The 26,849-nt window shown below is 27.8% G+C and carries 24 protein-coding genes; 16 read left to right on the forward strand and 8 right to left on the reverse strand.

What is annotated here, in order from left to right:
* The first annotated feature begins 5 nt into the window (after nucleotides 1–5).
* The 5 genes from JG676_RS02880 (at nucleotide 6) to trxB (ending at nucleotide 4,234) form a co-directional block, all read left to right on the forward strand.
* Nucleotides 6–1,214, forward strand: coding sequence for an LL-diaminopimelate aminotransferase (locus JG676_RS02880; protein ID WP_200217256.1), 1,209 nt, complete (start codon nucleotides 6–8; stop codon nucleotides 1,212–1,214).
* Nucleotides 1,211–2,464 (forward strand): homoserine dehydrogenase, encoded by a 1,254-nt coding sequence (locus tag JG676_RS02885; protein WP_200169916.1) that lies wholly within the window; start codon nucleotides 1,211–1,213, stop codon nucleotides 2,462–2,464. The genes JG676_RS02880 and JG676_RS02885 overlap by 4 nt, the downstream gene beginning before the upstream one ends.
* Nucleotides 2,464–2,802 carry a YraN family protein gene (locus JG676_RS02890; RefSeq protein WP_200169915.1) on the forward strand — a complete coding sequence of 113 codons (339 nt, stop codon included), beginning with the start codon at nucleotides 2,464–2,466 and terminating at the stop codon, nucleotides 2,800–2,802. The genes JG676_RS02885 and JG676_RS02890 overlap by 1 nt, the downstream gene beginning before the upstream one ends.
* 51 nt (nucleotides 2,803–2,853) lie before the next feature.
* A complete protein-coding gene (trxA, locus tag JG676_RS02895; protein WP_200169914.1) occupies nucleotides 2,854–3,168 on the forward strand; it encodes a thioredoxin in 315 nt (104 codons plus the stop codon).
* Nucleotides 3,169–3,295: 127 nt separating this feature from the next.
* Complete coding sequence (trxB, locus tag JG676_RS02900) at nucleotides 3,296–4,234, forward strand: thioredoxin-disulfide reductase (protein WP_200169913.1); 939 nt, start codon at nucleotides 3,296–3,298, stop codon at nucleotides 4,232–4,234.
* Between the two features lie 34 nt (nucleotides 4,235–4,268).
* On the opposite strand, the gene JG676_RS02905 is transcribed toward trxB, so the two are convergent.
* Nucleotides 4,269–5,714, reverse strand: coding sequence for a DASS family sodium-coupled anion symporter (locus JG676_RS02905; protein WP_200217257.1), 1,446 nt, complete (start codon nucleotides 5,712–5,714; stop codon nucleotides 4,269–4,271).
* Nucleotides 5,715–5,852: 138 nt separating this feature from the next.
* Here JG676_RS02905 and dapB point away from each other — a divergent pair, with 138 nt between their 5' ends.
* The 6 genes from dapB (at nucleotide 5,853) to JG676_RS02935 (ending at nucleotide 15,409) form a co-directional block, all read left to right on the forward strand.
* Nucleotides 5,853–6,581 carry a 4-hydroxy-tetrahydrodipicolinate reductase gene (dapB, locus tag JG676_RS02910; protein WP_200169911.1) on the forward strand — a complete coding sequence of 243 codons (729 nt, stop codon included), beginning with the start codon at nucleotides 5,853–5,855 and terminating at the stop codon, nucleotides 6,579–6,581.
* Nucleotides 6,582–7,919 (forward strand): amidophosphoribosyltransferase, encoded by a 1,338-nt coding sequence (purF, locus tag JG676_RS02915; RefSeq protein ID WP_200217258.1) that lies wholly within the window; start codon nucleotides 6,582–6,584, stop codon nucleotides 7,917–7,919. It abuts the gene before it with no gap.
* Nucleotides 7,920–8,036: 117 nt separating this feature from the next.
* Entirely contained in the window at nucleotides 8,037–8,606 is a 570-nt protein-coding gene (locus JG676_RS02920) for a cytochrome c3 family protein (protein WP_200217259.1), read from the forward strand.
* A 12-nt stretch (nucleotides 8,607–8,618) separates the two neighbouring features.
* Complete coding sequence (locus JG676_RS02925) at nucleotides 8,619–11,132, forward strand: molybdopterin guanine dinucleotide-containing S/N-oxide reductase (protein ID WP_200169908.1); 2,514 nt, start codon at nucleotides 8,619–8,621, stop codon at nucleotides 11,130–11,132.
* 59 nt (nucleotides 11,133–11,191) lie between these two features.
* Nucleotides 11,192–13,186 carry a methyl-accepting chemotaxis protein gene (locus JG676_RS02930; protein WP_200217260.1) on the forward strand — a complete coding sequence of 665 codons (1,995 nt, stop codon included), beginning with the start codon at nucleotides 11,192–11,194 and terminating at the stop codon, nucleotides 13,184–13,186.
* 252 nt (nucleotides 13,187–13,438) lie between these two features.
* On the forward strand, nucleotides 13,439–15,409 hold the full coding sequence (locus tag JG676_RS02935) for a methyl-accepting chemotaxis protein (RefSeq protein ID WP_373563794.1): 1,971 nt from the start codon (nucleotides 13,439–13,441) through the stop codon (nucleotides 15,407–15,409).
* 179 nt (nucleotides 15,410–15,588) lie between these two features.
* On the opposite strand, the gene JG676_RS02940 is transcribed toward JG676_RS02935, so the two are convergent.
* Nucleotides 15,589–16,965, reverse strand: coding sequence for a hemolysin family protein (locus JG676_RS02940; RefSeq protein WP_200217262.1), 1,377 nt, complete (start codon nucleotides 16,963–16,965; stop codon nucleotides 15,589–15,591).
* Between the two features lie 79 nt (nucleotides 16,966–17,044).
* Nucleotides 17,045–18,217: a putative transporter gene (locus tag JG676_RS02945; RefSeq protein WP_200169970.1), complete on the reverse strand. Its 1,173-nt coding sequence runs from the start codon at nucleotides 18,215–18,217 to the stop codon at nucleotides 17,045–17,047.
* A gap of 125 nt (nucleotides 18,218–18,342) precedes the next feature.
* Between JG676_RS02945 and JG676_RS02950 the strand changes: the two genes are divergently transcribed.
* Nucleotides 18,343–19,548 (forward strand): saccharopine dehydrogenase family protein, encoded by a 1,206-nt coding sequence (locus JG676_RS02950; RefSeq protein WP_200217263.1) that lies wholly within the window; start codon nucleotides 18,343–18,345, stop codon nucleotides 19,546–19,548.
* A 12-nt stretch (nucleotides 19,549–19,560) separates the two neighbouring features.
* Here the strand turns inward: JG676_RS02950 and JG676_RS02955 are convergent, their stop codons facing one another.
* The 5 genes from JG676_RS02955 to tupB all read right to left on the reverse strand — a co-directional run bounded on the left by JG676_RS02955 (nucleotide 19,561) and on the right by tupB (nucleotide 22,689).
* Complete coding sequence (locus JG676_RS02955) at nucleotides 19,561–19,923, reverse strand: methyltransferase (protein ID WP_200169968.1); 363 nt, start codon at nucleotides 19,921–19,923, stop codon at nucleotides 19,561–19,563.
* 124 nt (nucleotides 19,924–20,047) lie between these two features.
* A complete protein-coding gene (locus JG676_RS02960; RefSeq protein WP_178890645.1) occupies nucleotides 20,048–20,251 on the reverse strand; it encodes a hypothetical protein in 204 nt (67 codons plus the stop codon).
* A 71-nt stretch (nucleotides 20,252–20,322) separates the two neighbouring features.
* Nucleotides 20,323–20,985 carry a superoxide dismutase [Fe] gene (sodB, locus tag JG676_RS02965; protein ID WP_200169967.1) on the reverse strand — a complete coding sequence of 221 codons (663 nt, stop codon included), beginning with the start codon at nucleotides 20,983–20,985 and terminating at the stop codon, nucleotides 20,323–20,325.
* Nucleotides 20,986–21,056: 71 nt separating this feature from the next.
* Nucleotides 21,057–22,001: a tungstate ABC transporter ATP-binding protein TupC gene (tupC, locus tag JG676_RS02970; RefSeq protein ID WP_200169966.1), complete on the reverse strand. Its 945-nt coding sequence runs from the start codon at nucleotides 21,999–22,001 to the stop codon at nucleotides 21,057–21,059.
* Between the two features lies 1 nt (nucleotide 22,002).
* Nucleotides 22,003–22,689 carry a tungstate ABC transporter permease TupB gene (gene tupB / locus JG676_RS02975; protein WP_200169965.1) on the reverse strand — a complete coding sequence of 229 codons (687 nt, stop codon included), beginning with the start codon at nucleotides 22,687–22,689 and terminating at the stop codon, nucleotides 22,003–22,005.
* 83 nt (nucleotides 22,690–22,772) lie between these two features.
* Between tupB and tupA the strand changes: the two genes are divergently transcribed.
* The 4 genes from tupA (at nucleotide 22,773) to cydB (ending at nucleotide 26,704) form a co-directional block, all read left to right on the forward strand.
* Nucleotides 22,773–23,582 carry a tungstate ABC transporter substrate-binding protein TupA gene (tupA, locus tag JG676_RS02980; protein WP_200217264.1) on the forward strand — a complete coding sequence of 270 codons (810 nt, stop codon included), beginning with the start codon at nucleotides 22,773–22,775 and terminating at the stop codon, nucleotides 23,580–23,582.
* Nucleotides 23,583–23,799: 217 nt separating this feature from the next.
* The gene (locus JG676_RS02985; RefSeq protein WP_200217265.1) at nucleotides 23,800–24,030 is read left to right on the forward strand and encodes a DUF4492 domain-containing protein; all 231 of its coding nucleotides are present in this window, start codon (nucleotides 23,800–23,802) and stop codon (nucleotides 24,028–24,030) included.
* The gene (locus JG676_RS02990) at nucleotides 24,030–25,580 is read left to right on the forward strand and encodes a cytochrome ubiquinol oxidase subunit I (protein ID WP_200217266.1); all 1,551 of its coding nucleotides are present in this window, start codon (nucleotides 24,030–24,032) and stop codon (nucleotides 25,578–25,580) included. Before JG676_RS02985 ends, JG676_RS02990 begins: the two co-directional genes overlap by 1 nt.
* On the forward strand, nucleotides 25,580–26,704 hold the full coding sequence (cydB, locus tag JG676_RS02995) for a cytochrome d ubiquinol oxidase subunit II (protein ID WP_200217267.1): 1,125 nt from the start codon (nucleotides 25,580–25,582) through the stop codon (nucleotides 26,702–26,704). Before JG676_RS02990 ends, cydB begins: the two co-directional genes overlap by 1 nt.
* Nucleotides 26,705–26,849: the final 145 nt, after the last annotated feature.

The following is a 26,849-nucleotide window of genomic DNA, read 5'->3' on the forward strand; positions in this document are numbered from 1 at the left end:
AAAATATGTTTGATGAAATCCGTTTTCATACTATAGAAAGATTACCAAATTATGTTTTTGCTGAGGTAAATGCAATAAAAATGCTTGCTAGACGCAAGGGAGCGGATATTATAGATTTTTCAATGGGGAATCCAGATGGCAAAACCCCGCAACATATTATAGATAAACTTTGTGAAAGCGCTAATAAAGATAAAACATCTGGATATTCAGCTTCTATTGGAATTTATAAATTAAGACTTGCTATTTGTAATTGGTATAAAAGAAAATATAATGTTATTTTAGATCCAGAAAATGAAGTTGTAGCTACTATGGGTTCAAAAGAAGGCTTTGTAAATCTTGCTCGTGCCATTATCAATCCTGGTGATACAGCTATAGTTCCAACTCCTGCTTATCCTATTCATACTCAAGCCTTTATTATAGCAGGTGGAAATGTTGTTAAAATGCCTATTTGCTATAATGAAAATTTTGAGCTTAATGAAAATCAATTTTTTAAAAATTTAGAACAAACTTTAACTGAAAGCATACCAAGAGCTAAATATTTGGTTGTTAATTTTCCTCATAATCCGACAACAATAATAGTGCAAAAAAGTTTTTATGAAAAACTTGTTCAGTTTGCAAAAAAAGAAAGATTTTACATTATTAGTGATATTGCTTATGCTGATTTGACTTATGGATCTTATAAGACCCCTTCTATTTTAGAGGTTGATGGTGCTAAAGATGTTGCTGTGGAAACTTATACTCTTTCAAAATCTTATAATATGGCTGGTTGGAGAGTTGGTTTTGTTGTGGGTAATCAACGTCTTGTTAATGCTCTTAAAAAAATCAAATCTTGGTTTGATTATGGTATGTATACACCTATACAAGTTGCAGCTACTATAGCTCTTGACAGCGATCAAAGTTGTGTTGAAAATATTAGATTAAATTATGAAAAAAGAATGCAAGTTTTAGTAGAAGCTTTTGGTAATATAGGTTGGAATTTAGTAAAACCAAATGCAAGTATGTTTATATGGGCTAAGCTACCACCTAGTAAAGCTCATTTAAAAAGTCTAGAATTTTCAAAACAACTTTTACAATATGCTAATGTTGCGGTAAGTCCAGGGGTTGGGTTTGGTGAAGCAGGAGATGATTATGTGCGCATTGCTTTGATAGAAAATGAAAATCGCATTCGTCAAGCTGCAAGAAATATTAAAAAATATTTTAAAGAAAATATATGAGAGTTGCTATTTTAGGTTATGGAACAGTAGGAAGCAATGTTGCAAAAGTTTTAATAGAAAATAAAAAAATTATAAAAGCAAGATGCGGTCAAAGCATTACTCCGGTAATAGCTTTAGCAAGACATATTAAAAAAGATGCTCTTATTCCTATTACTTTAGATGTAGATGAAATTTTAAATTTTAAAGATATTGATGTATATGTAGAATTAATGGGTGGAATTAAGCAACCTTTTGAAATCATTAGTGAATTACTAAAGAGAAAGAAAAATGTTGTAACCGCTAATAAAGCTTTGCTTGCTTATCATCGTTATGAACTTGAAAGATTAGCTAAAGATTTAGCTTTTGGTTATGAAGCAAGTGTTGCAGGTGGTATTCCTATTATTAAAGTTTTAAAAGAGGGTTTAAGTGCAAATAATATTATTAATATTAAAGGCATTTTAAACGGAACGTGCAATTATATTTTAACTTGTATGCAGCAGGTTGGAATGGATTTTAATAGTGCTTTAGAAAAAGCACAAGAATTAGGCTATGCTGAAGCTGATCCTAGTTTTGATATAGAAGGACAAGATGCTACACATAAGCTTTTAATTTTGGCTAGTCTTGCTTATAATCTTGATATAAAACCTGAAGAAATTTTAACTCAGGGCATTAAAGATATAAGTTCTGAAGATATGTATTTTGCTAATGAATTTGATTTTACTATAAAACTTTTAGGTATAGCTAAATTAAAAGATTCAAATATTGAATTAAGAGTGCATCCTACTATGATTAGTAAAAATAAAATGCTTTCAAAAGTTGATGGAGTTATGAATGCTATTTCTATAGTAGGTGATGTATTAGGAGAGAGTTTGTATTATGGTGCTGGAGCTGGAGGTTTGGCAACTGCTAGTGCTATTGTTGCTGATTTAATGGATATAGCCAAAGGAAATTTTAAAACTCCTATGTTAGGTTTTAAAGAAAAATTAGAATTTAACCTATTAAAACCAGAAGAAATATATACAAAATATTATTTAAGAATTAAAGTAGAAGATAAATTAGGAGTCTTATCTAAAATTACTTTACTTATGTCTCAAAATTTAATTTCTATTGAAAGTTTTTTGCAAAAACCTAAAAAAAATAATGAAAATTGTACTACTATATTTTTTACAACGCATTTTACTTATGAAAAGAGCATACAAAATTTATTAAAAATTTTAAAACAGCAAGAATTTGTCAAAGAAGAACCTTTTATGATGCGTATAGAGGATTAATGGGCGTATCTTCTTATATCCTTGGTATCAAAGGAGAAGATAAAGCCTGTGATTTTCTTAAAAAACAGCAGTTTCAAATTTTGGAAAGAAATTTTCATTCTAAATTTGGTGAAATAGATATTATTGCCTTAAAAGATAATATTTTGCATTTTATTGAAGTTAAATTTACTCAAAATGACTATAATGTTTATGAGCGCATTAATCGTAAAAAATGTCAAAAAATCATTAAAACAATAGAATTTTATTTTTTGAAAACACGTAAAAATAATGATTTTCAAATAGATCTAATTTGTGTTAAAAATAATATAATAGAATTTATTGAAAATATAACTTTTTAAGTTAGTTTTTTATTTAGTTAAAATACAATAAATTTAAAAAAAGGAGAAATTATGGGAAAATATATAGAACTTACTTCAGAAAATTTTTCAGAAGTGAAAGAAGGTGTTGCTTTAGTTGATTTTTGGGCTCCTTGGTGTGGTCCTTGTAGAATGTTGGCACCAGTAATTGATGAGCTTGCAAATGATTTTGAAGGCAAGGCAAAAATTTGTAAAGTGAATACAGATGAGCAAGGTGATTTAGCTGCTGAATACGGAGTAAGATCAATTCCTACTTTAATATTTTTTAAAAATGGTGAGGTAATTGATCAACTAGTTGGAGCACAATCTAAGCAAGCTATTGCTGATAAAATTAATTCCTTACTTTAATCTTCTAAAAGTCGCTTTAGCGACTTTATCTAATTATATTTTATATTAAATAATAATTTTTATTAACTACATATTAAGAAAAAATTCTATATCATAATGAAAATAATTTTTTTAAAAAGGAATGTAAATGTTAGATTTAGCAATTATAGGAGGAGGACCTGCTGGACTTAGTGCAGGGCTTTATGCAACTAGAGGAGGTTTAAAAAATGTTGTTATGTTTGAAAAAGGTATGCCAGGTGGTCAAATAACCTCAAGCTCTGAAATAGAAAATTATCCTGGGGTTGCTACTATAATGGATGGTATTTCTTTTATGGCTCCTTGGAATGAACAATGTATGCGTTTTGGTTTAAAACACGAAATGGTTGGAGTTAGTCAAATTTTAAAAAATAATGATGGTAGCTTTAATATAAAATTAGAAAATGGAAAAATAGAACAAGCTAAATCAGTTATTGTTTGTACGGGATCAACTCCACGTCGTGCAGGTTTTAAAGGGGAGGATGAATTCTTTGGAAAAGGCGTAAGCACTTGTGCAACTTGTGATGGTTTTTTTTATAAAAATAAAGAAGTTGCAGTTTTAGGAGGGGGTGATACAGCCTTAGAAGAAGCTTTATATCTTGCCAATATTTGTTCTAAAGTTTATCTTATCCATAGAAGAGATGAATTTAGAGCAGCGCCTTCTACTATAGAAAAAGTGAAAAAAAGTGAGAAAATAGAACTTATTACAAGTGCAAGTATTGATGAAGTATATGGTGATAAAATGGGTGTTAGCGGTGTAAAGGTTAAATTAAGAGATGGTAATATCAGAGATTTAAAAATTCCCGGAATTTTTACTTTTGTTGGGCTTGATGTGCGTAATGAAATTTTAAAACAAGATGATGGAAAATTTTTATGCAATATGGAAGAAGGAGGTCAAGTTAGCGTTGATCTTAAAATGCAAACAAATATTAAAGGGCTTTTTGCTGCAGGAGATTTAAGAAAAGATGCTCCAAAACAAGTTATTTGTGCTGCAAGTGATGGAGCTATTGCAGCGCTTAGTGCAATAGCCTATGTAGAAAGCTTACATTAATTTTTAAATTTTACCTCGTATAGAGGTAGAATTTTTAATGAAAATTAAGATAAGTACTTATAAATTTAATCCAAGGTATTCCAATAATAATATAAATTGCAAGATATACACAAGCAAATATTCCTCCTAGTAGGAAAAATTTAGATCCTTTTACATACCCGCTTCCAAACCATAGAGGCGAACACCCTGTTCCATAAGGAGTAATAATACCCATAAATCCCATGCTTAAAGCAAGAATTAACATTACTTCTTGAGCATTTGCTCCTTGAATTTGTCCTGCTAAACTTGCAAAAATAGCAATAATCGCAGTTACATAAGCTGTCCCAGATGCAAAAAAATATCTAAGCCATGAAAAAAGCAAAAGCAATAAAATACTTGCAAATAAAGGAGAAAAACCAAGTAAATATTTGCCTAAATTATTTGTTAAAAAATCTAATATTCCCATATTTTTAAGCCCACTAGCTAAAGTAATAAGGGTAGCAAACCAGATTAAGGTATTCCAAGCACTTTTATTTGCTAAAAAGTCTTGCCAAGTAATTATTTTAAGACCTATCATTAAAATAATCATTATTAAAGCTGTTGTTGTAGCATTGATTTTAAAAAAACTAGCTCCAACCCATAAAATCAAACCGATTAAAGCAACTATAATCATATAAATTTGTTTTTTATCCATTTTTCCTAAAGCTTTATATTTTTCATTTGACCATTGTGCTATTTCTTTTGAACCTTTAATTTCTGGTGGATATACAAAGTATCCAAGTAAAGGTGTTAAAAGAAATATAACAATTCCAACAGGAAGAAAGGATAAAAACCATCCAAGCCAATCTACAACTTCAATACCATTTTTTGAAATTAAAGATAGAGCAAGAGGGTTAGGCGCTTGTCCGGTTAGGAAAATTGAACTATTTACACACGAACTTGCTAAACCCATCCAAACTAAATATGAACCTATTTTTCTAGGATTTTTATCAGGATAACTTTCGAACATAGGAGCTATATTTGTTACTATAGGGTAAACTGTCCCTCCGCTTCTTGCTGCATTACTTGGAATAAAAGGAGCTAAAATAAAATCAACTATACAAATAGCATATCCTAAGCCTAAAGTTGATTTACCGAGTTTTGAAACAAGATAAAGAGCTATTCTTTCACCTAATCCAGTTTTTGAAAAACCAAGACCTATGGTAAAAGCGGAAAAGATTAACCAAACAACAGAGTCAGAAAAACCACTTAATCCCCATTTTATAGCAGCACTATCACTTATAATACTTTTATCACTTCCTACAGGACCTATTTTGAAAATAACAACCAAGGTTATAGCAATAACTCCTATTAATGCCGGTGGAATAGGTTCTAGCATTAAACCTATAATTAATCCAATAAAAATACTTAAATAAAGCCAAGAATTGTTACTCAATCCTTCCGGAGTGGGTATAAAATAAAATACTACAGCTATTATAATAGGTAAAAACAGCTTCCACATTATTTCTCCTTCTTAAAATTATTTATATTACATTTTAACAAAAAGTTAAAATATTTAAAATATATTTTAAATATTTTAAAATAAATAATTTATTAATTTAATTTTATATAATTTTAGTATTAATTAAGAAGGATGAAAATGATAAACATTGGAATTTATGGAGCTTATGGAAGAATGGGAAGGCAAATACAAGAGTGTTTAAAATCTGATCAAGAAGCAAAAACATCTATACTTTATGATAAAGATGGAAATTTAGAAGAACTTTTTAAAAAAAGTGAAGTGATTATTGATTTTTCTTCACCACAAGGAACAAATAAACTTTTAGAATTTTCAAAAAATAATCATAAACCTTTGGTGATTGGCACAACAGGATTAGATGAGAAAACTATACAATTGATACACAATTTAGGTAAATTAATGCCAATATTTTATGCTACAAATATGTCATTAGGAGTTGCTGTATTAAATTATCTTGCAAGTAAAGCAAGTATTATGCTTAAAAATTTTGATATAGAAATTGTCGAAATGCATCATAGACATAAAAAAGATTCTCCAAGTGGTACAGCTTTAACTTTGGCTGAAAATGTAGCTAAAACTAGAAATTTAGAGCTTCAAAATGTTAGAGTAAGCGGTAGAGATGGCATAGTTGGAGAAAGAAGTAAAGATGAGATTGCGGTAATGAGTTTAAGAGGAGGTGATATAGTAGGACGCCATACTATAGGTTTTTATGAAGAAGGAGAATATTTAGAATTAACTCATAATGCTACTTCAAGGGCTACTTTTGCTAAAGGTGCAATTAAAATTGCTAAATGGCTCGTTCAAAAAGAGCCAAAATTATATTCAATGAATGATTTTTTAGGAATTTAAATGTGTGCAGTTGTAGGGGTGATTAATTCTAAGAATGCAAGTACTTATGCTTATTATGCTTTATTTGCTATGCAACACCGCGGACAAGAAGCAAGTGGCATAAGTGTAAGTGATGGAAAAAGCATAAAAACTATTAAAGCTAAAGGAGAAGTAAATCAAATTTTTAATCCTTTAAATTTAAAAACTTTAAATGGTGAAATTGCTATAGGACATAATCGCTATTCTACGGCTGGAAATTCAAGTATTGATGATGCACAACCTATCTATGCTAATTGTTCTTTTGGAGATATTTCTTTGGTGCATAATGGAAATTTAGTAAATAAAAATGAAGCAAGAAATGCTCTAATGCAAGATGGTGCAATTTTTCAAACAAATTTAGACACAGAGAATTTAATCCATTTAATTGTTCGTAGCAAAAAACAAGATTTAAAAGATCGTTTGATAGAAGGTTTAAAAAAATGCATAGGAGCTTATTGTTTTATGTTGGCTAGTAAAGATAAGCTTTATGTGATAAGAGATGCTTATGGAGTTAGACCTTTATCTTTAGGACGTTTAAAAGATGGAGGTTATATTATAGCTAGTGAAACTTGTGCTTTTGATTTAATTGAAGCTGAATTTATCCGTGATATAGATGCGGGAGAGATGCTTATTTTTACACAAGGCAGTGATAAATTTGAAAGTATAAAGCTTTTTAATGAAAAACCTAGAATATGTGCTTTTGAATATATCTATTTTGCACGACCTGATAGTATTATAGAAGGAAAAAGTGTTTATGAAGTGCGTAAAAAAATGGGGGAAACTTTGGCAAAAAAATTTAAGCAAAAAATTGATTTTGTAGTACCTGTTCCAGATAGTGGAGTAAGCGCTGCTATAGGTTTTTCTCAATATCTTAAAATTCCACTTGAAATGGCTATTGTTAGAAATCATTACGTGGGTAGAACTTTTATAGAGCCAACTGAGGAACTTAGAAATTTTAAAGTTAAATTAAAACTTAATCCTATGTCTAAAGTTTTAAAAGATAAAGAAATTGTAGTAATTGATGATAGTTTGGTACGTGGAACAACTTCTAAAAAAATTATTTCTTTGCTTAGATTAGCAGGTGCAAGTAAAATTCACTTGGCTATTGCTTGTCCTGAAATCAAATTCCCGGATATTTATGGTATAGATACACCTACTTTTGAAGAACTAATTAGTGCTAATAAAAATATAGAAGAAGTAAAAGAATTTGTTGGTGCTGATTCTCTTACTTTTTTAAGCATAGATGAGCTAGTGAGTAGTATAGGAGATGAGAGATTTTATTCTTTGGTAAGCTTTGATGGAGATTATTTTATAAAATAAATTTCTTAATTAAATATTATTTTATTTTTATTTTAAAATATAAATATTTTATTAATATATAATTAATAAAATATTAAATATAATAAAAATGATTTAATATTTATTTAAGGAAAAACAATGAGGCTTTTTTTATTAACATTTTTTTTAATCACTTGCATGTGGTCTAAAAATATAGCTTATAGTGATGAGGTTGTATCACTTTATCTTTCTCAAGATGATACTAAAGTAATTGGTAGATTACTTCCTACAAATTCTTTTGAAATTTTAAAAGAACAAGGTAATAAAGTTTATATAAAAATTGAAGGTTTTGTAAATCCTAAATCACCTTCTATTATTTATTATAATGATGCCCAAAGAATTATTGTAGCTGCTTTTTCTAGAAATACTAAATTAAATTTTAATGAAAAAAATATTTCCAAAGATAAATGGGATAGGGTAAGTTTAGAAATTTGGGCAGATAAAAAAGAATTTTTTAAGAGTGATAAAGAAATGTTAATTCGTGCAAAAGATCTTTTTGTTAATAATTGTGGAATCTGTCATACTTTACATAAAGAAAAAGAATTTAATGCAAATGCTTGGCCATCAATTTTTAGATCTATGGTTGATAGAACAGCAATTGAAAAAAAAGATAGATGGCTTGTTATAGAATATTTACAAAAAAATTCAAAAGATTTCAAAGCAAACTAAAAAGGAAATAAGATGCTAGATAGAAGAAAATTTTTAAAAGTGAGTGCAAGTTTAGGTGCTTTATCTTTTATACCTACTTTTAGTATGGCAAAAAATATTGAAGCTTCAAAAGTAAGTCTTGGTATTGTAAAAAATGGAGAAATAGTTACTGCAGCCCATTGGGGAATTTTAAAACTCACTATAAAAAATGGAAAAGTTATAAAAAGTGAACCTTGGGAAAAACTTACTAAAATGGATAATCCTTTGCAACATTATACTTCTGATTTAATATATAAATCTCGTATAAAATATCCTTATGTTCGCAAATCTTATCTTGAAAATCCTAATAATCCAAAAAGAGAATTAAGAGGAAAAGATGAATTTGTCCGTGTAAGTTATGAAAAAGCATTGAATTTAATTGCAAATGAACTTAAAAAAACAAGAGAACAAAAAGGATCAAGCGCTATTTTTGGTGGAAGTTATGGTTGGAAATCAAGTGGAAATATGCAGAATGCTAGAACTTTACTTCATAGATTTTTAAATATTACAGGAGGTTTTGTTGGAGTGAGTGGAGATTATTCAACAGGAGCTTCGCAAATTATTATGCCTTATGTAGTGGGTTCTATTGAGGTTTATGAGCAACAAACTTCTTGGGAAAATATTTTAAATCATTCTAAATATGTTGTTATTTGGGGAGCTGATCCATTAACAACATTGCGTATAGCTTGGACTTCAAATGATCAAAGAGGTTTAGCTTATTTTGAAAAGTTGAAAAATAGTAAAATAAAGGTTATTTGTATAGATCCTATAAAAACAGATACAGCTAAATTTTTAAATGCTAAATGGATTTCTCCGCGTCCAAATACTGATGTAGCTCTAATGATGGGTATAGCAAGTCATTTAATCGCTAAAAATAAAGTAAATTATACTTTTTTGGAAAATTACACGATTGGTTTTAATCAGTTTAAGGATTACTTAGAAGGCAAAGAAGATGGTATAAAAAAAGATGTTAAATGGGCAAGTGAAATTTGTGGTATAAAAGAAAAAACTATTAAAGAATTAGCTGAAACATTTTATGATAATCCAACAATGATAATGAGTGGTTGGGGTATGCAAAGAGCTCATCATGGAGAACAACCTCATTGGATGTTGGTAACTTTATGTTCTATGCTAGGGCAAATTGGAACCAAGGGTGGTGGTTTTGGACTTAGTTATCATTATAGTAATGGAGGTGTACCTACTTGTAAAGGAGGTGTAATAGGGGGTATGAATGCGGGTGAATTAGGAGTTTGGAAAAATGGTAAATTTAAAGGTCTTGCAAAGTCAAAAGAAGAATTAAATTCCGCTGAGTGGTTGCAAAATTCTGCTAGTTTATCTTTTCCTGTAGCAAGAATAGCTGATGCTTTGCTTAATCCTGGAAAAACTATAGAACATAATGGGACTAAAATTACTTATCCTGATATAGATTTTATTTACTGGGTAGGAGGAAATCCTTTGGTGCATCATCAAAATACTAATACCAATGTAAAAGCTTGGAGAAAACCACGTACTATTGTTGTAAATGAAATTTATTGGACTCCAACGGCAAAGATGGCAGATATTGTAATGCCGGTTACTTCATCTTATGAAAGAGATGATATTACTATGAGTGGAGATTATTCTAATATGCATATAATTCCTATGAAACAAGCTGTTTTACCGGTAGAAGAGAGTAAGGATGATTATGAAATTTTTTCTGATCTTTGCAAGATTTACGGAAAAGATGTTTTTAATGCTTATACCCAAAATGGTAAAAAAGCAAAAGATTTAATTAAAGATTATTATAATATTGCCTTAAAACAAGTAAAAAGTTATGGAGAAGCTTTTAGTATTCCTATGCCTAATTTTGAAGAATTTTGGGCAAAAAATGAACCTATTGTTTTTGAACCAACAAGTGAAAGTTTAGAATATGTTCGTTTTTCAGAATTTATCGAAGATCCTATTTTAAATGCTTTAGGAACTTCTTCAGGGCTTATTGAAATTTATTCAGAAACAATTAAAAATTATAATTATGATGATTGTAAAGCACATCCTACTTGGTTTGAACCTATTGAATGGCTTGGGAATGCTACTAAAGAAACACCATTTCATCTTCTAACTTCTCATCCAAGCAAAAGACTTCATTCTCAACTTTGCCATACAGATTTAAGGACAAAATATACCATTAAAGAAAGAGAACCTTTGCTTATAAATTCTAAAGATGCTAAAAAACTTGGTATTAAAAATGGTGATGTTGTAAGAGTATTTAATAAGCGTGGAGAAATTTTAGCTGGAGTTTTGGTAAGCGAGGATATAATGCAAGGAGTTGTGAGAATTTGTGAAGGAGGTTGGTATGATCCTGACGAAAATGGATTGTGTAAATATGGAAGTGCTAATGTTTTAACATTAGATTTGCCTACTTCAAAACTTGCAAATGGCAATATCTCACATACTACACTTGTAGGAGTTGAAAAATTCAACGAAAGTCTTCCTAAAGTTACGGCTTTTAATGATCCAAAAATTTTATAAGTTTTTGATAAATTTTTGTTATAATATTAATAACAAAAATTTATTTTTAGGAGCCATAAATGCAAACAAAAGATCCAAAGAATTCTTTTAAAGTGTCTTCAAAATTAACTTTATATGTAGGTATTTTGATAGTATTAGTATTAGTAGCAACTACTACAATAACTTATTATCAATCAAAATCAAATGCTTTTGAATTATTGCAAGATAATCAACTAAAAGTTATGGATGATGTTCAAATAACTTTTGATAATTATGCTCGTTCTAAAAGAAAAGCTTTGGAAATTTTAGCAAATGAAATTTCTAATAACCCTAAAATAACTATACAAGAGATTGTAACTTTGCTTCATGTTTTTAAGGAAGCTAATGGATTTGATCTTGTTTTTATGGGTTTTGAAGATTCTGAAAAAACATATTTATCAGATGGTTCCATATTAGATGCTTCTAAAGGCTTTGATACAAAAAATTCTATTTGGTTTAAATTAGCAAAAGATAATGGAAAAATCAGTGTTACAAGACCTTATAAATCAATTAGTGGTCATATTACTTTAACTTATGCAACACCTGTTTTTCAAAATGGCAAATTTATTGGTGTTGTTGGAGGAGATTATGATTTAAGAAGTTTTTCTAAAAATGTTCTTGCTTTAGGCCATAGTGCAAATTCTTATGCTGCTGTTTATGATATAGAAGGTAATATTATATTTCATGAAGATCTTTCAAGAATTTTAACTAAAAATGCTTTAAGTGAAAATATTGCAGCAGCTATTAAAAATGATCCAATGTTGATAGATCCTAAGCAAAAAGATACTTTATTTTATGCAAACAATGATCAAGGTCAAACTCAAGCAGTTATGTGCAATCCTACTTCAATCAATCCTTTATATAGGGTTTGTAGTGTAGTGGATAAAAAATCTTATGATAATGTTATTAATAGCATATTATATAGTCAGCTTATAGTTGGTTTTTTAGCTTTAGTGATAGTTTTAATATTTGCAAGAATTCTAATTGCTAAACTTCTCTCCCCACTTACCACTATCCAAAATGGTCTTAACTCATTCTTTGATTTTATTAATCATAAAACAAATAATGTATCAACCATTAATATAAAAACAAATGATGAATTTGGTCAAATATCTAATGCCATCAATGAAAACATTCTTCAAACTAAACAAGGTTTAGAACAAGATAATCAAGCAGTAAAAGAAAGTGTATCAACTGTTCAAGTAGTAGAAAAAGGAGATTTAACTGCAAGAATTACTGCTAATCCAAGAAATCCACAATTAATTGAACTTAAAAATGTTCTTAATAAACTTTTAGATGTTTTACAAGAAAAAATAGGTTCTAATATGAATGAAATACAAAGAGTATTTAATAGTTATAGAGCCTTAGATTTTACAACAGAAGTTAAAGATGCTAAAGGTGCTGTTGAAGTAACTACAAATGCATTAGGACAAGAAATCATTAAAATGTTAAAACAAAGTTCTGACTTTGCAAATTCATTAGCAGATGAGAGTGGAAAACTTCAAACTGCAGTTCAATCTTTAACTAATTCTTCAAATTCTCAAGCAGCTTCACTAGAAGAAACAGCAGCAGCATTAGAACAAATCACTTCTTCTATGCAAAATGTTTCTCAAAAAACAAGTGATGTTATTACTCAAAGTGAAGAAATTAAAAATGTAACAAGTATAATAGGTGATATTGCAGATCAAATCAATCTTTTAGCTTTAAATGCTGCTATTGAAGCTGCACGTGCAGGAGAACATGGACGTGGATTTGCTGTTGTTGCTGATGAAGTTAGAAAACTAGCAGAGAGAACTCAAAAATCTCTAAGTGAAATAGAAGCTAATACTAATTTACTTGTTCAATCTATCAATGATATGGCTGAATCTATAAAAGAACAAACTACAGGTATTACTCAAATCAATGAAAGTGTAGCTCACATAGATCAAACTACTAAAGATAATGTTGAGATTGCAAATGAATCAGCACTTATTTCTAATACAGTAAGTGATATAGCAAGTAATATACTTGATGATGTAAAGAAAAAGAGATTTTAATAACTAAAGAGCAAAAGCTCTTTAGTGAATTAATATGAGTAATAAATAAATTTAATTATTAAACTACTTTCTAGCTTTTAATGTTATAAAGAATAAGATTCAATAAATTTTTTAAATAAAACTTCAGTTATATTTGTTTTGAAAAAATAAGTTTTTATATTTTCTTGTTAAAATTTCCTAAATATAGAATAAATAAGTTGTTTTTGTTATATAATAATTTATTATTTTTAGTTCTGAAGGATTTTTATGAAAATAAGCAGTGTTAAATTTAAAATCTCTTTAATAGCTAATATTATAGCTATTTTGTGTTTAGTTGTTTTGGGTATAGTTACTTTTTATTTTTCAAAAGATGCTTTGAATAAAGCAGAATTTAAATCTCAAAGTAATGTTTTAAAGGTAGCTCAAGAATCTATCATCAATTTTCAAAATAATAATTCACAAACTCTTGAAAATTTCGCTAATAGAATTTTAAAACTTTCCTATAATCAATTAGATAATCAACAAGCTTTGATGGAAAATATAGGAGATGATTTAAAGTTTTTAAGAGAAGCTGGAAGATTTTTAGCAGCTTATATTGCACAACCAGATGGTGAGCTTATTGTAAGTGATACAGATTCTGATGCTAAAGGAAAGAATTTTGGTATTTATGGTAAAGCTGATAATTATGATGCAAGAACAAGAGGCTATTATCAGGAAGCTTTAAAAACAAATGGAATTTATATAACCCCTTCTTACATAGATGTTACTACTAATTTACCTTGTTTTACTTACTCAAAAGCTCTTTATAAAGATGGTAAATTTATAGGAGTTTTAGCAATTGATGTCTTGGTAGAAGCTTTACAAAAAGAATTTGAAACTAAGCCAGGCAACTCTCTTTTATTTGATAAGAATAATCAAATTTTTATTGCTACACAAAAAAAACTTTTAGATTCTTCTGTAGATCATACTCCAGTAATCAATGCTTATAAAGAAAACGGAGATTATAAATTCTTTTCTTATGGATTAAAAGGAGAAGAAAGATTAGGTATTTGTGCTAAAGTATCTGAATATACTATATGTAGCACAGAAAGCGCAGAAGTAGTCAATGAACCAGTTACAAAAATGGCTTTTATTCAAACAATAGTAGTTATTATAATGGTAGCTTTTGCTTTAATATTTTTATATCTTGTTAATAATTATTTCTTATCCCCACTTACCACTATCCAAAATGGTCTTAACTCATTCTTTGATTTTATTAATCATAAAACAAATAATGTATCAACCATTAATATAAAAACAAATGATGAATTTGGTCAAATATCTAATGCCATCAATGAAAACATTCTTCAAACTAAACAAGGTTTAGAACAAGATAATCAAGCAGTAAAAGAAAGTGTATCAACTGTTCAAGTAGTAGAAAAAGGAGATTTAACTGCAAGAATTACTGCTAATCCAAGAAATCCACAATTAATTGAACTTAAAAATGTTCTTAATAAACTTTTAGATGTTTTACAAGAAAAAATAGGTTCTAATATGAATGAAATACAAAGAGTATTTAATAGTTATAGAGCCTTAGATTTTACAACAGAAGTTAAAGATGCTAAAGGTGCTGTTGAAGTAACTACAAATGCATTAGGACAAGAAATCATTAAAATGTTAAAACAAAGTTCTGACTTTGCAAATTCATTAGCAGATGAGAGTGGAAAACTTCAAACTGCAGTTCAATCTTTAACTAATTCTTCAAATTCTCAAGCAGCTTCACTAGAAGAAACAGCAGCAGCATTAGAACAAATCACTTCTTCTATGCAAAATGTTTCTCAAAAAACAAGTGATGTTATTACTCAAAGTGAAGAAATTAAAAATGTAACAAGTATAATAGGTGATATTGCAGATCAAATCAATCTTTTAGCTTTAAATGCTGCTATTGAAGCTGCACGTGCAGGAGAACATGGACGTGGATTTGCTGTTGTTGCTGATGAAGTTAGAAAACTAGCAGAGAGAACTCAAAAATCTCTAAGTGAAATAGAAGCTAATACTAATTTACTTGTTCAATCTATCAATGATATGGCTGAATCTATAAAAGAACAAACTACAGGTATTACTCAAATCAATGAAAGTGTAGCTCACATAGATCAAACTACTAAAGATAATGTTGAGATTGCAAATGAATCAGCACTTATTTCTAATACAGTAAGTGATATAGCAAGTAATATACTTGATGATGTAAAGAAAAAGAGATTTTAATAACTAAAGAGCAAAAGCTCTTTAGTGAATTAATATGAGTAATAAATAAATTTAATTATTAAACTACTTTCTAGCTTTTAATGTTATAAAGAATAAGATTCAATAAATTTAGCTTATGTTTTATGCTTAAGGAAGGTTATAAATAAGAGTATATAAATAAAAATATCTACAAAGATGAATTAATCATCTTTGTGTTTTTTAGTGAGTTTTACTTGTTCTATGGAATTACCATTCATTTTTTGAACTTCATAATAACAAAGCTCATCTTCAATTTTTTCTCCAACTAAAGGCAAATGTCCTAAAAGATTAAAAACATATCCCCCAATAGTTACTTGTTCTAAATCTTCATCATATTTTATTTCTAAAAGCTCTTCTACTTTTTCTATATCACATCGACCTTGAAATTCAAAAACATTCTCTGAAAGCTGTTTATAATTGTCTATTTCTTCATTTTCACTTTTAATTTCCCCTATAATCTCTTCCATAATATCTTCAATGGTTAAAATTCCAGCTGTTCCACCATATTCATCAATTACTAAAGCAGTATGAGATCTTTCTTTATTCATCATAACAAGAACTTTTGAAATACTGATATTTTCAGGTACAACTACAATTGGTTTTACAAAATTCTCTAAATTTTTATTATTTTTAGAATTTTCATTTTTATTTATAAGTTCATTTTGTATGATATCTCTAATGTGTATTATTCCTAAAATTGTATCTTTTGAACCATCAATATAAGGAAATCTTGTGTGTTTATGTTCGCAAATAGTTTGAATATTTTCAGCATAGCTTTTTTGTTTATTTAAACAAATCATATCTTTACGTGGAGTCATAATTTCTTTGGCAACCGTATCTGAAAAATCAACTGCATTGCGTATTATCTCTGTTTCAAATTCATCTAAAATTCCACCTTTTTGGCTTTCACTTGCTATAATTTTAATTTCTTCCTCAGAATGGGTTAAATCATATTCTTTAGTGGGTTTAATTCCAAACATTTTCAAAGTTAAAGCTGCCAGAAAATCAAAAATTTTAATAAAAGGTAAAAATAAAGACCAAAATAAATGTAGAGGTTTGGCTATCCAAAGTACTGCTTTGTCTGCTGTTACTATTGCTATACTTTTTGGAACTAATTCTCCTAAAACAACATGCAAAAGAGTAATAATGCTAAAAGCTATAATAAAAGAGATAGTATGAATAAATACTGAGTTAAAGCCGAGTTTTAAAAGTGGTATTTCTAAAATTTTAGCTATAGCTGGCTCACCTATCCAACCAAGAGCTAATGAACTTAGAGTAATACCAAGCTGACAGGCACTTAAATAAGTATCAAGTTTTGAAGTGATTTCTAAAGCTTGTTTAGCATTAGCTTTTTTATCTTTTACATATTCTTCAAGTTTTGATTTTCTTACTTTAACAATGCTGAATTCAGATAAAACGAAGAAACCATTTAAAAACACTAAAATAATCGTGATTAAAATCATAAATATAGAATAACTTGTATCAAAAGATGTTTGAGATAGGGTTTTATTTAAGTCTAAAATTTGACTGGGGTCCAATGAAACTCCTTATAATTTAAAATTAATATTTAGAAATTATACATTATCAAAAGTAAAATTTTAGCTTAAAATAATTGAGTCAATTATAAGAAATATTTTTTTCAAATTCATTTAAACGTTTATAAATACTTCTAAGCTGGGTGATTGTTGTCCAATTTTCTATAAAAACACTAAAAGAAGTCCTTACCTGATCAAAAGCATTGTTTATTTGCATAACAACACCTAGGCCAATAGCACCGCTAAAAAGACTAGGAGCTATAATCAAAAAAGGAACAATGACCAATATTTGTTTAAATAATATAAGCCATATATTAAAATATCCATAGTGTAAAAAAAGCCTATGATAATTAAATTTTAATCCTATAAAAAGTTCAATCATCGTTTCGTTTTTGGCATATTGTTTTCTATCATCTTCTGCAAAAACTAATTCTTTTCTAAATGCAGCTTCTGCTTTTTGATTGTTATATTCAAGTCCTGGAAGTTTAATCCCTATAAACCAAGAGATAATGAGTCCGCCCAAAGATATTAAAAGTGCTATATAAACCAAAAATCCATCTAAATTAACTAAAAAATAAAATAAAGAATCTTTTGATAAACTTTGAGATAGACTTTTAGAAATTTGATCACTTAAAGCCCATAGAATAGGTATAAAAGCAATAAGTGTCATCAAAGCTTTTATAAAAGCTAAACCAAGTTGCTCTACTATTTTAGAAAAATTGTAAATATCTTCTTGAATTCTTTGAGAGCTTCCTTCTATATTATCATCTTTTTGTTTCCAAAATTTTAAGTAATCAAAAGTCATAGCTTCGCGCCATTTAAAAGCATAAACACTCGCAAAATAAATATTAATTGTTGCTATGATTACATAAGGCAAGGCAATACATAAGAATATAATAATTAAAGAATAAAAATCTTTAATATCATAATTTGTTTTTATTTCTATATTTTTTACCCCAAAGAAATTTTTTAAAAGAAATTGATAATAATAAATTGAAGCTTTATTAATTAGGTTTGCATTTTCTAAATTTTGTTCGGCTAACTCATTTGCTTTTTGAATTTCTTTATCTGAAAAAATTAATAATTCATTAGAGCTTTGAATTTTTGGTTTTTGTAATGCATTATAAAAATTTTGATACCATTCATTAATAGCAACATTTAAAGTTATTTGCAAATATAAAAATAATAGCAATAAAAATAAACCAGAATACGCCCAAAGCGCCCATCTTTTAGAAAGAAAAAATGATTTAAACATCTTAAAACTTTATAAAATTAATTTTAGTATAATATTAATTATATTTTTTTATTTTAAATCATATATAAATTTTTAAGATTTTATATGAAATTTTAGATAAATTTTAATTTTTAAGGATAAATATAATGGCAAATCTTTTAATCATAGGTGCAGGCGGGGTAAGCCGTGTGGCTACTGTAAAATGCGCAATGAATTCTGATACTTTTAGCAAAATCACTTTAGCTAGTAGAACAAAAAGTAAATGTGATGAAATCGCTGCTTTTATCAAAGAGCGTTTAGGGGTTCAAATTGAAACAGCGCAAATTGATGCTGATGATAGCAATGCAGTTGTAGAACTTATCAAGAAAACAGGAGCACAAATTTTACTCAATGTAGCTTTACCTTATCAAGATTTGAGTTTAATGGATGCTTGTATAAAAGCAGGAGTTGATTATATAGATACAGCAAATTATGAACATCCTGATTTAGCGAAATTTGAATACAAAGAACAATGGGCAAGAAATGATAAATTTAAACAAGCAGGAATTTTAGGACTTTTAGGAAGTGGTTTTGATCCAGGGGTAACTAATGTTTTTTGTGCTTATGCGCAACAAAATTTATTTGATGAAATTTCTTATATAGATATTTTAGATTGTAATGCAGGTGATCACGGCTATGCTTTTGCAACTAATTTTAATCCTGAGATTAATTTACGTGAAGTTTCTGCTAAGGGGCGTTACTGGGAAAATGGTCAGTGGATAGAAACAAAACCTATGGAAATAAAAATGGAATGGGACTATCCAGAAGTAGGTGTGAAAGATAGTTATTTGCTTTATCACGAAGAACTTGAAAGTTTAGTAAAAAATATTAAAGGTTTAAAAAGAATACGCTTTTTTATGACTTTTGGGCAAAGCTATTTAACTCATATGAAATGTCTTGAAAATGTAGGAATGCTAGGTATTAAGCCTGTAATGCATCAAGGAAGAGAAATTGTGCCAATTGAATTTTTAAAAACCTTACTTCCTGATCCTGCAAGTTTAGGACCACGCACTAAAGGTTATACTAATATAGGTTGTGTGATTCGCGGTATAAAAGATGGCAAAGATAAACAAGTTTATATTTACAATGTTTGCAATCATGAAGAGTGTTATAAAGAAACAGGTGCCCAAGCTGTAAGTTATACTACAGGTGTTCCTGCTATGATAGGAACAAAACTTGTTGCTAAGGGAATTTGGAAAGGTAAGGGTGTATTTAATATGGAAGAATTTGATGCTAAGCCTTTTATGGATGAGCTTAATTCTCAAGGGCTTCCTTGGAAGATTATCGAAATGACTCCAAGTTTAGGAGAGTAAGTGCTTTAGCACTTACTTTTGTCCTATATAAATAAAATGTTCTACACTGCCTTCAAAATTATATAAGTTAATCAATTCATAATCTCCCCAAAATAAAGGTTTAAAAGGCTTAAAATCTTCTTTTAATTCTTCTATATTTTTAGTAAAACGTATATATGAAGAACCACTTAATCTACCACTTGGACATTCTTTTACTTCACATAATCCATTATCCATAAGCTCTCCTCTTTTATACATACTATAGCCTTTATCACTCATCATTGTGGCAAATATAATAGCCCCTTTATTGCACAATTCATAAAATTCTTGTATAGTTTCTTTAAAAGCTTGTTTAGTAAGATAATATAAACTTTGATTTGCAAATATAAAGTCCATTTTTACATTAAATAGATTTTTAAAACTAGAGTTAGGAGTTATAATGTGAAAATTTTTAGAATCTAAGTAAGGATCTTTTTCCCAGATATTTTTTAAGCTAGGAACTATATCAATGCCATAAGGCTCAATACCCCCCCCCAGTTATGTTTTGGAAATATTTAGAATGCACTCCATTTCCACAACCAAAATCAAGTAATTTTCCACTTGTTTTATTTAATTTATATTTTAAGATTCTCTCATAAAATCTTATAACGTGTCCATCAGGATATTGTAATCCATATCCTTCTTTTTCGTATTTTTGGGTATATGCTAATAAAGAATTATCCATATTTATCCTTTCTATGTAGAATTTTGACAATTAAGTCAAAATTCATTATAACACAAGAAAAGAAATAAAAGTTATTTTACGCTATGAAGTTCATTTGCATAAAAGCTAACCGAATTCATACCTTCTTTTAAAGCCCATTCATAAGCTTTTGAAACAAAACTCCAATTAATATGAGCATAGAATTTTTCTAAATAAGCAGGACGAGCATTGCGATGATCTATATAATAAGCGTGTTCCCAAACATCTACAACAAGTAAAGGAACTTTATCTTCAGTTATTGGTGTAGCTGCATTTGAAGTGCTTGCAAATTCTAATTTTTGATTTTTAGTATTATAAACAAGCCAAAACCAACCTGAACCAAAAACTCCTGTAGCGCCTTTAATAAATTCTGCTTTAAAATTTTCTAATGAATCAAATTCTTTTTCTAAGGCTTCTTTTAATTTTTCATCCAAGCTTTCACAATTTCCCCCGCATCCACAACCAAGTTTTGGTTTTATGCAATCAAAGTAAAAATCGTGATTATAAACTTGTGCAGCATTATTAAATATTCCTCCATTTGAATTTTTAATAATATGGATTAAATCGCTATTTTCAAATTCTGTTCCCTTAATAAGATTGTTAAGATTATTTATATAAGTTTGATGATGCTTTCCATGATGAAAATTAAAAGTTTCGCTACTTAAAAAATCTCCAAAATCATTGATATCATAAGGTAATTTTCTTAATTCAAACATAATTTCTCCTTTGTTATTTTTATTAAAATTGTAACATAAATTATTTAAAAAGAGTAAAAAAGTCTTTTTATTTATATATAATAAATAGCTTCTTTATCAAAGCTTAGTTCTATATCTTGATAGAGCTTTAGCGAGAGTTTTTGAAACTCTTCATTTTTTAAGGCAAATTCTAAAATTTTATTTCCAGAATTTACTCTAATAAATATAAATTCTTTTTTTATTCTTAAAGCAATGATTTTTGCTTTTTTAATATGAAATTTTAAATGATTGCCTAGTTTTATTTTATAAGGATTAATAGCTATTTTTTGTGCTTTTGTTTCAAAATAAAGAGGATTTGAAAATTCTATAATATTTTGTTCTAAATCAAAAATATTTATATTTTCAAATTCCAAAATTTTCCCATCGTGTAAATAAAATTTAGTTTGTGCCAAATCATCTAAAAAATTTTTATCGTGACTTACTATAAGAAAACCATTTTTTCTTTCTTCTTGAAATTGCAATAAAGCTTTTTTAAATAAAAATAAAGTATTTTTATCTAAAAATGCACTAGGTTCATCTAAAAGATAATATCTAGCTTTTATACTTAAGGCTATAGCTAAAGATATTTTTCTAATTTGTCCAGAAGAGAGTTCGTGAGTATTTTTTTTTAATAAATTTTTATCAAGATCTAATAATTTTAAAGCTTTTTGAATACTTTCATCCCAATTTTCTTTTATATCATAAGTTTTTAATGCAAAATAAAAATTTTCTTTTACATTACGATTAAGAAGAATGGGATCAGGAAGCAATAAATAAATTTGTCTTTTTTCTTTGAGTGAAAGTTTGTTTTTACCAAAATAAGTAATATTTTTAGAGAAATCTCCTTCTAAAAAAGCAAGTATTCTTAAAAGTGTGCTTTTTCCACTTCCATTTATACCAGTTAAAATACTTATTTTTTCTGTATCAAGACTAAGATTGTTAATATTTAAAATCATTTTTTCTTTATAAAAAAATTGAAGATCTTTTATATTTATCATTTTAGTCTCTTTTTAGTTTATGGATAATGAAATTTAAGAAAAATGAAAGAGTAATAAGAACTAAAGCTAGTGCAATACCTCTTGCAAATTCTCCTTTACTTGTTTCAAGAGAAATTGCAGTTGTAATTGTTCTTGTGTCGTATTTTATATTTCCCCCAACCATCATAGCAACTCCAACTTCAGCAACAATGCGTCCATAAGCTAGAGCAATAACACTAATTAAAGCAAATCTTAACTCATAAATAATGGTTAAAATAAGTTTTGTAGAGCTTAAATGAAAAGATTTGATAAGTAAAAAATGTTTTGGATTCATATTTTCAATTAAATTTGAAAAAAGTGCTATGATTATAGGTAAAGCTAGAATAAATTGCCCTAAGATTAAAGCTTTTGTTGTAAAAAGTAAATTTAGATTTCCTAAAGGACCTTTATAAGAAATAAAAGCATAAATTATCAATCCTATAGCAACGGTTGGAAAAGAAAGGCTAGTATTGATTAAAAGTTTAATAAAACGTTTAAATTTAAAATTAAAAAATCCCAAAGCAAATCCTAAAGGAAATCCAATTAAAAGAGCTAAAATAATAGAAACACTAGAACTTAAAAGTGTGGTATAAATAGCAGAATAAATACTTTTATCTCCACTAAAAAGTAAAAATATGCTTTGTTTTAAACCTTCTAAAATATAATCCACATAAAACCTTTTTAATATTGAGAAATCTTAGCATAATTATGCTAAGATAAAAATATTTATTTACTTATTAAAGGAAATTTCTAATGAAAAAATTATTTTTTTTATGTGTATTTATACTTAGCATTAATGCCATAGAGCTTAAAATGGCAACAACAACAAGCACAGATAATACAGGTTTACTTGATGCTTTAAAGCCTCTTTATGAGAAAGAAAGTGGAAATACTCTTAAATGGGTTGCTGTTGGAACAGGTGCTGCTTTAAAACTTGGTGAAGATTGTAATGCAGATGTTGTTTTTGTCCATTCTCCAAAGGTAGAAAAAGAATTTGTTGCCAAAGGTTTTGGTGTAGATAGAACGCCTTTAATGTATAATGACTTTATTTTAATTGCTGATAAATCTTTAGCGCCTTTGTTTAAAGATAAAAGTTTAAAAGAAAGTTTAGAGCTTATTAAAGATAAAAAATTAACTTTTATTTCAAGAGGAGATAAATCAGGTACAGATAATAAAGAAAAAAGTCTTTGGAAAAATTTAACAGGCGAAGTTCCTGAGAAACAAGCTTGGTATCAACAAAGTGGTCAAGGAATGTTAGCTTCTATTATGATAGCTGCAGAAAAAAAAGGTGTTATTTTAACAGATCGTGGCACTTATATTAAATATGAAGCAAATGAAAAAAATAATCCAAGTTTAGTTATAGTTAATGAAGGAGATAATAGTTTAAAGAATTTTTATTCTATTATAGCTGTAAATCCAAAGCATTGTAAAAATGTCAATTATATAGAAGCGAAAAAATTTATTGAATGGATAAGTAGTGATAAAACTCTTAAATTTATTAGTGATTTTAAATTGTTAAATAAGCCTTTATTTATAGTTGATTCTAAAACAAGAAAAGAATAATTTTTTATAAAAATTTCAAATTTTGAATTTACAAATTAGATTAGAAAATAAAGATAATTATAATTTTATAATTATCTTTATTCTTGGATATTTTCAATTTGCTTTAATTCTTTGTTTAATACTTTTAATAAAGTTTATTTTTAATTTAAAATATTTTATCATTTTTTAAAACAAAACATACTAAAATAGTCCTTTTAATACTAATGATTAGGTATAAATGTTTTTTAAATATTTCTATTCTATTTTAATCAAGATTTTTTGCTTTTATAAAGATGGATTTAAAAGTTTGACTCTTGGAAAAACTTTGTGGAAAATTATCTTCGTTAAACTTTTTATTATTTTCATTATTTTTAAAATTTTTCTTTTTGATATTAATTTTAATTCTATTTTTAAAAGTTTTGAAGAAAAAAGTGATTTTGTATTTAAAAATTTATTAAAGGAAAATTGATGAGTGAGCTAAGTAGTGTTGATTGGTCTAGAGCACAATTTGCTTTAACGGCACTTTATCATTTTTTATTTGTGCCTTTAACTTTAGGACTTTCTTTTATTATTGCAATAATGGAAAGTATTTATGTTAAAACAGGAAATGAACTTTGGAAAAAAATTACAAAATTCTGGCTTTCCTTGTTTGCTATAAATTTTGCCATTGGTGTAGCAACTGGTATTATTATGGAATTTGAATTTGGAACAAACTGGGCTAATTACTCTTGGTTTGTAGGTGATATTTTTGGTGCTCCTTTAGCAATAGAAGGTTTAATGGCATTTTTTCTAGAGGCTACTTTTTTTGCTGTTATGTTTTTTGGATGGGATAAAGTTTCAAAAAAAATTCATCTTTTTTCTACTTGGTGTGTAGCTATTGGAAGTAATTTAAGTGCTTTTTGGATTTTAGTTGCTAATGCTTGGATGCAATATCCAGTAGGCATGAGGTTTAATCTTGATAGTGCAAGAAATGAGATGGAAAATTTTTTTGAAGTGGCTTTTTCTCCGGTTGCTATTTCAAAATTTTTACATACCATAGGAAGTGGTTATGTAATTTCTGCACTTTTTGTTATGGGAATTTCAGCGTGGTTTTTACTTAAAAAAAGACATATATTAGAAGCTAAAAAAAGTCTTGTAGTAGGAGCTAGTTTTGGTTTAATATGTTCTATTTTTTTATTTTTTAGTGGAGATGAAAGTGCTTATCGTGTAACGCAAACTCAACCGATGAAACTTGCTGCTATGGAAGGAGTTTATCAAGGAGAACATAGAGCCGGCATTGTGGCTTTTGGAATTTTAAATCCTAGAAAAAATATTGATAATAATGAAAGTGTATTTTTGTTTAATATTAGCATTCCTTATGCTTTATCTATTTTAGGCAATCGTGATCCTAATAGTTTTGTTCCTGGCATTGAGGATTTAATATATGGCAATGAAGCTAAAAATATAGAACCTATGCAAAATCGTATCGATAGAGGAAAGATCGCACTTAAAGCTTTAAAAGATTATAAATTTGCAAAAGAAAATAATATGAGTGATTTAAAACATTCAAGTCAGGTTTTATTTGAACAAAATTTTAAAGATTTTGGTTATGGATATTTAGAAAAACCTGAAGATGCTATTCCTCCTGTTGCTTTAACTTTTTATAGTTTTCACATTATGGTAGGACTTGGAACTTTCTTTTTCTTGCTTTTTATCATCACTCTTTACTTGAGTATGGCTAATGATATTGAGAAGTTTAAAAAAATACTTTGGATTTGTGTTTTTTCTATACCTTTTGGATATATAGCAGCAGAGGCAGGGTGGATAGTAGCAGAAGTAGGAAGACAGCCTTGGGCTATACAAGATCTTATGCCAGTAAGTATTGGCGCAACTCATCTTGGAAAATTAAATGTCCAAATTTCATTTTGGTTATTTGCTTTTCTTTTTACAGCACTTTTGATTGCTGAAATTAAAATAATGCTTACTCAAATTAAAAAAGGATTTAATACACATCAAGATCATACAAAGGAGGCTAAATAATGTTTTTTGGCTTAGAACTTTCTCATTTGCAAATTTATTGGTGGGTTATTATTAGTTTGCTTGGTGGTTTTTTAGTATTTATGTTTTTTATACAAGGGGGTCAAACTTTAATTGATGAGCTTTCAAAAAATGAGCTTGAAAAAACTATGTTTATAAATTCTTTAGGTAGAAAGTGGGAGTTAGGATTTACAACTTTGGTTATGTTTGGAGGAGCTGCTTTTGCTGCTTTTCCTCTTTTTTATAGCACCAGCTTTGGGGGTGCTTATTGGGCTTGGCTTAGTATATTGTTTTGTTTTATTATCCAAGCTATTTCTTATGAGTATCGTAAAAAAGATAATAATCTTTATGGTGCTAAAACTTATGAATTGTTTTTAAAGATTAATGGATTTTTGGGAGTATTTTTAATTGGTATAGCATTAAGTAGTTTTTTTAGCGGTTCTTATTTTAGACTTAGTGAATATAATTTTGTTTTTTGGGATCATCCTTTACGTGGTTTGGAACTTTTATTTAACCCTTTAAATTATTTACTTGGTTTTGCTTTGGTTTTTTTAAGTAGAATACTTGGTGCAGCTTATTTTATGAACAATATTAAAGATGATGAGATAAAAATGCGTTGTGTGCGTAAAATCTATATTAATACTTTTTTATTTTTACCATTTTTTATATCTTTTATTATATGGATTTTTTTAAAAGATGGATTTTTTATAGATGAACAAAAAGTTGTTTCTATAAAATCTTATATCTATCTTTTGAATTTTTTAAATCATCCTTTAATATTGATATTTTTTATTTTAGGAATTTTATTAGTCCTTGCAGGAATTTTTCAAGCTATTAAAAAATGCACTAAAGCCATTTTTACTTTAGGTATTGGTGTTGTTTTGGTTGTTTTTAATTTATTTTTGAGCTTAGGGCTTGGAAATAGTCCTTTTTATCCATCTATAAGCCATTTGCAAAGTTCTTTAACTTTAGAAAATGCAAGTTCAAGTTATTATACTTTAAGTGTAATGTCTTATGTATCTTTGCTTATACCTTTTGTTTTAGCTTATATTATATATTCTTGGAATGCAATGGATAAGATTAAGATTACAAAAGAAGAAATGTCAAATAACGAACATATTTATTAAGGAGAAAATTTATGTTTCATGCGTTATTTTTATTGATTTGGCCTTTGGTGATATTTTTATCTTATAAATTTATTTTGCTAAATATTAATCATTTAGAAAAAGATAAAAAACTATAAAGTATTTTGAAAATATAACGATATAGTAA

The sequence above is a fragment of the Campylobacter sp. 2018MI34 genome, assembly GCF_016598975.1.
GTDB lineage: Bacteria > Campylobacterota > Campylobacteria > Campylobacterales > Campylobacteraceae > Campylobacter_D.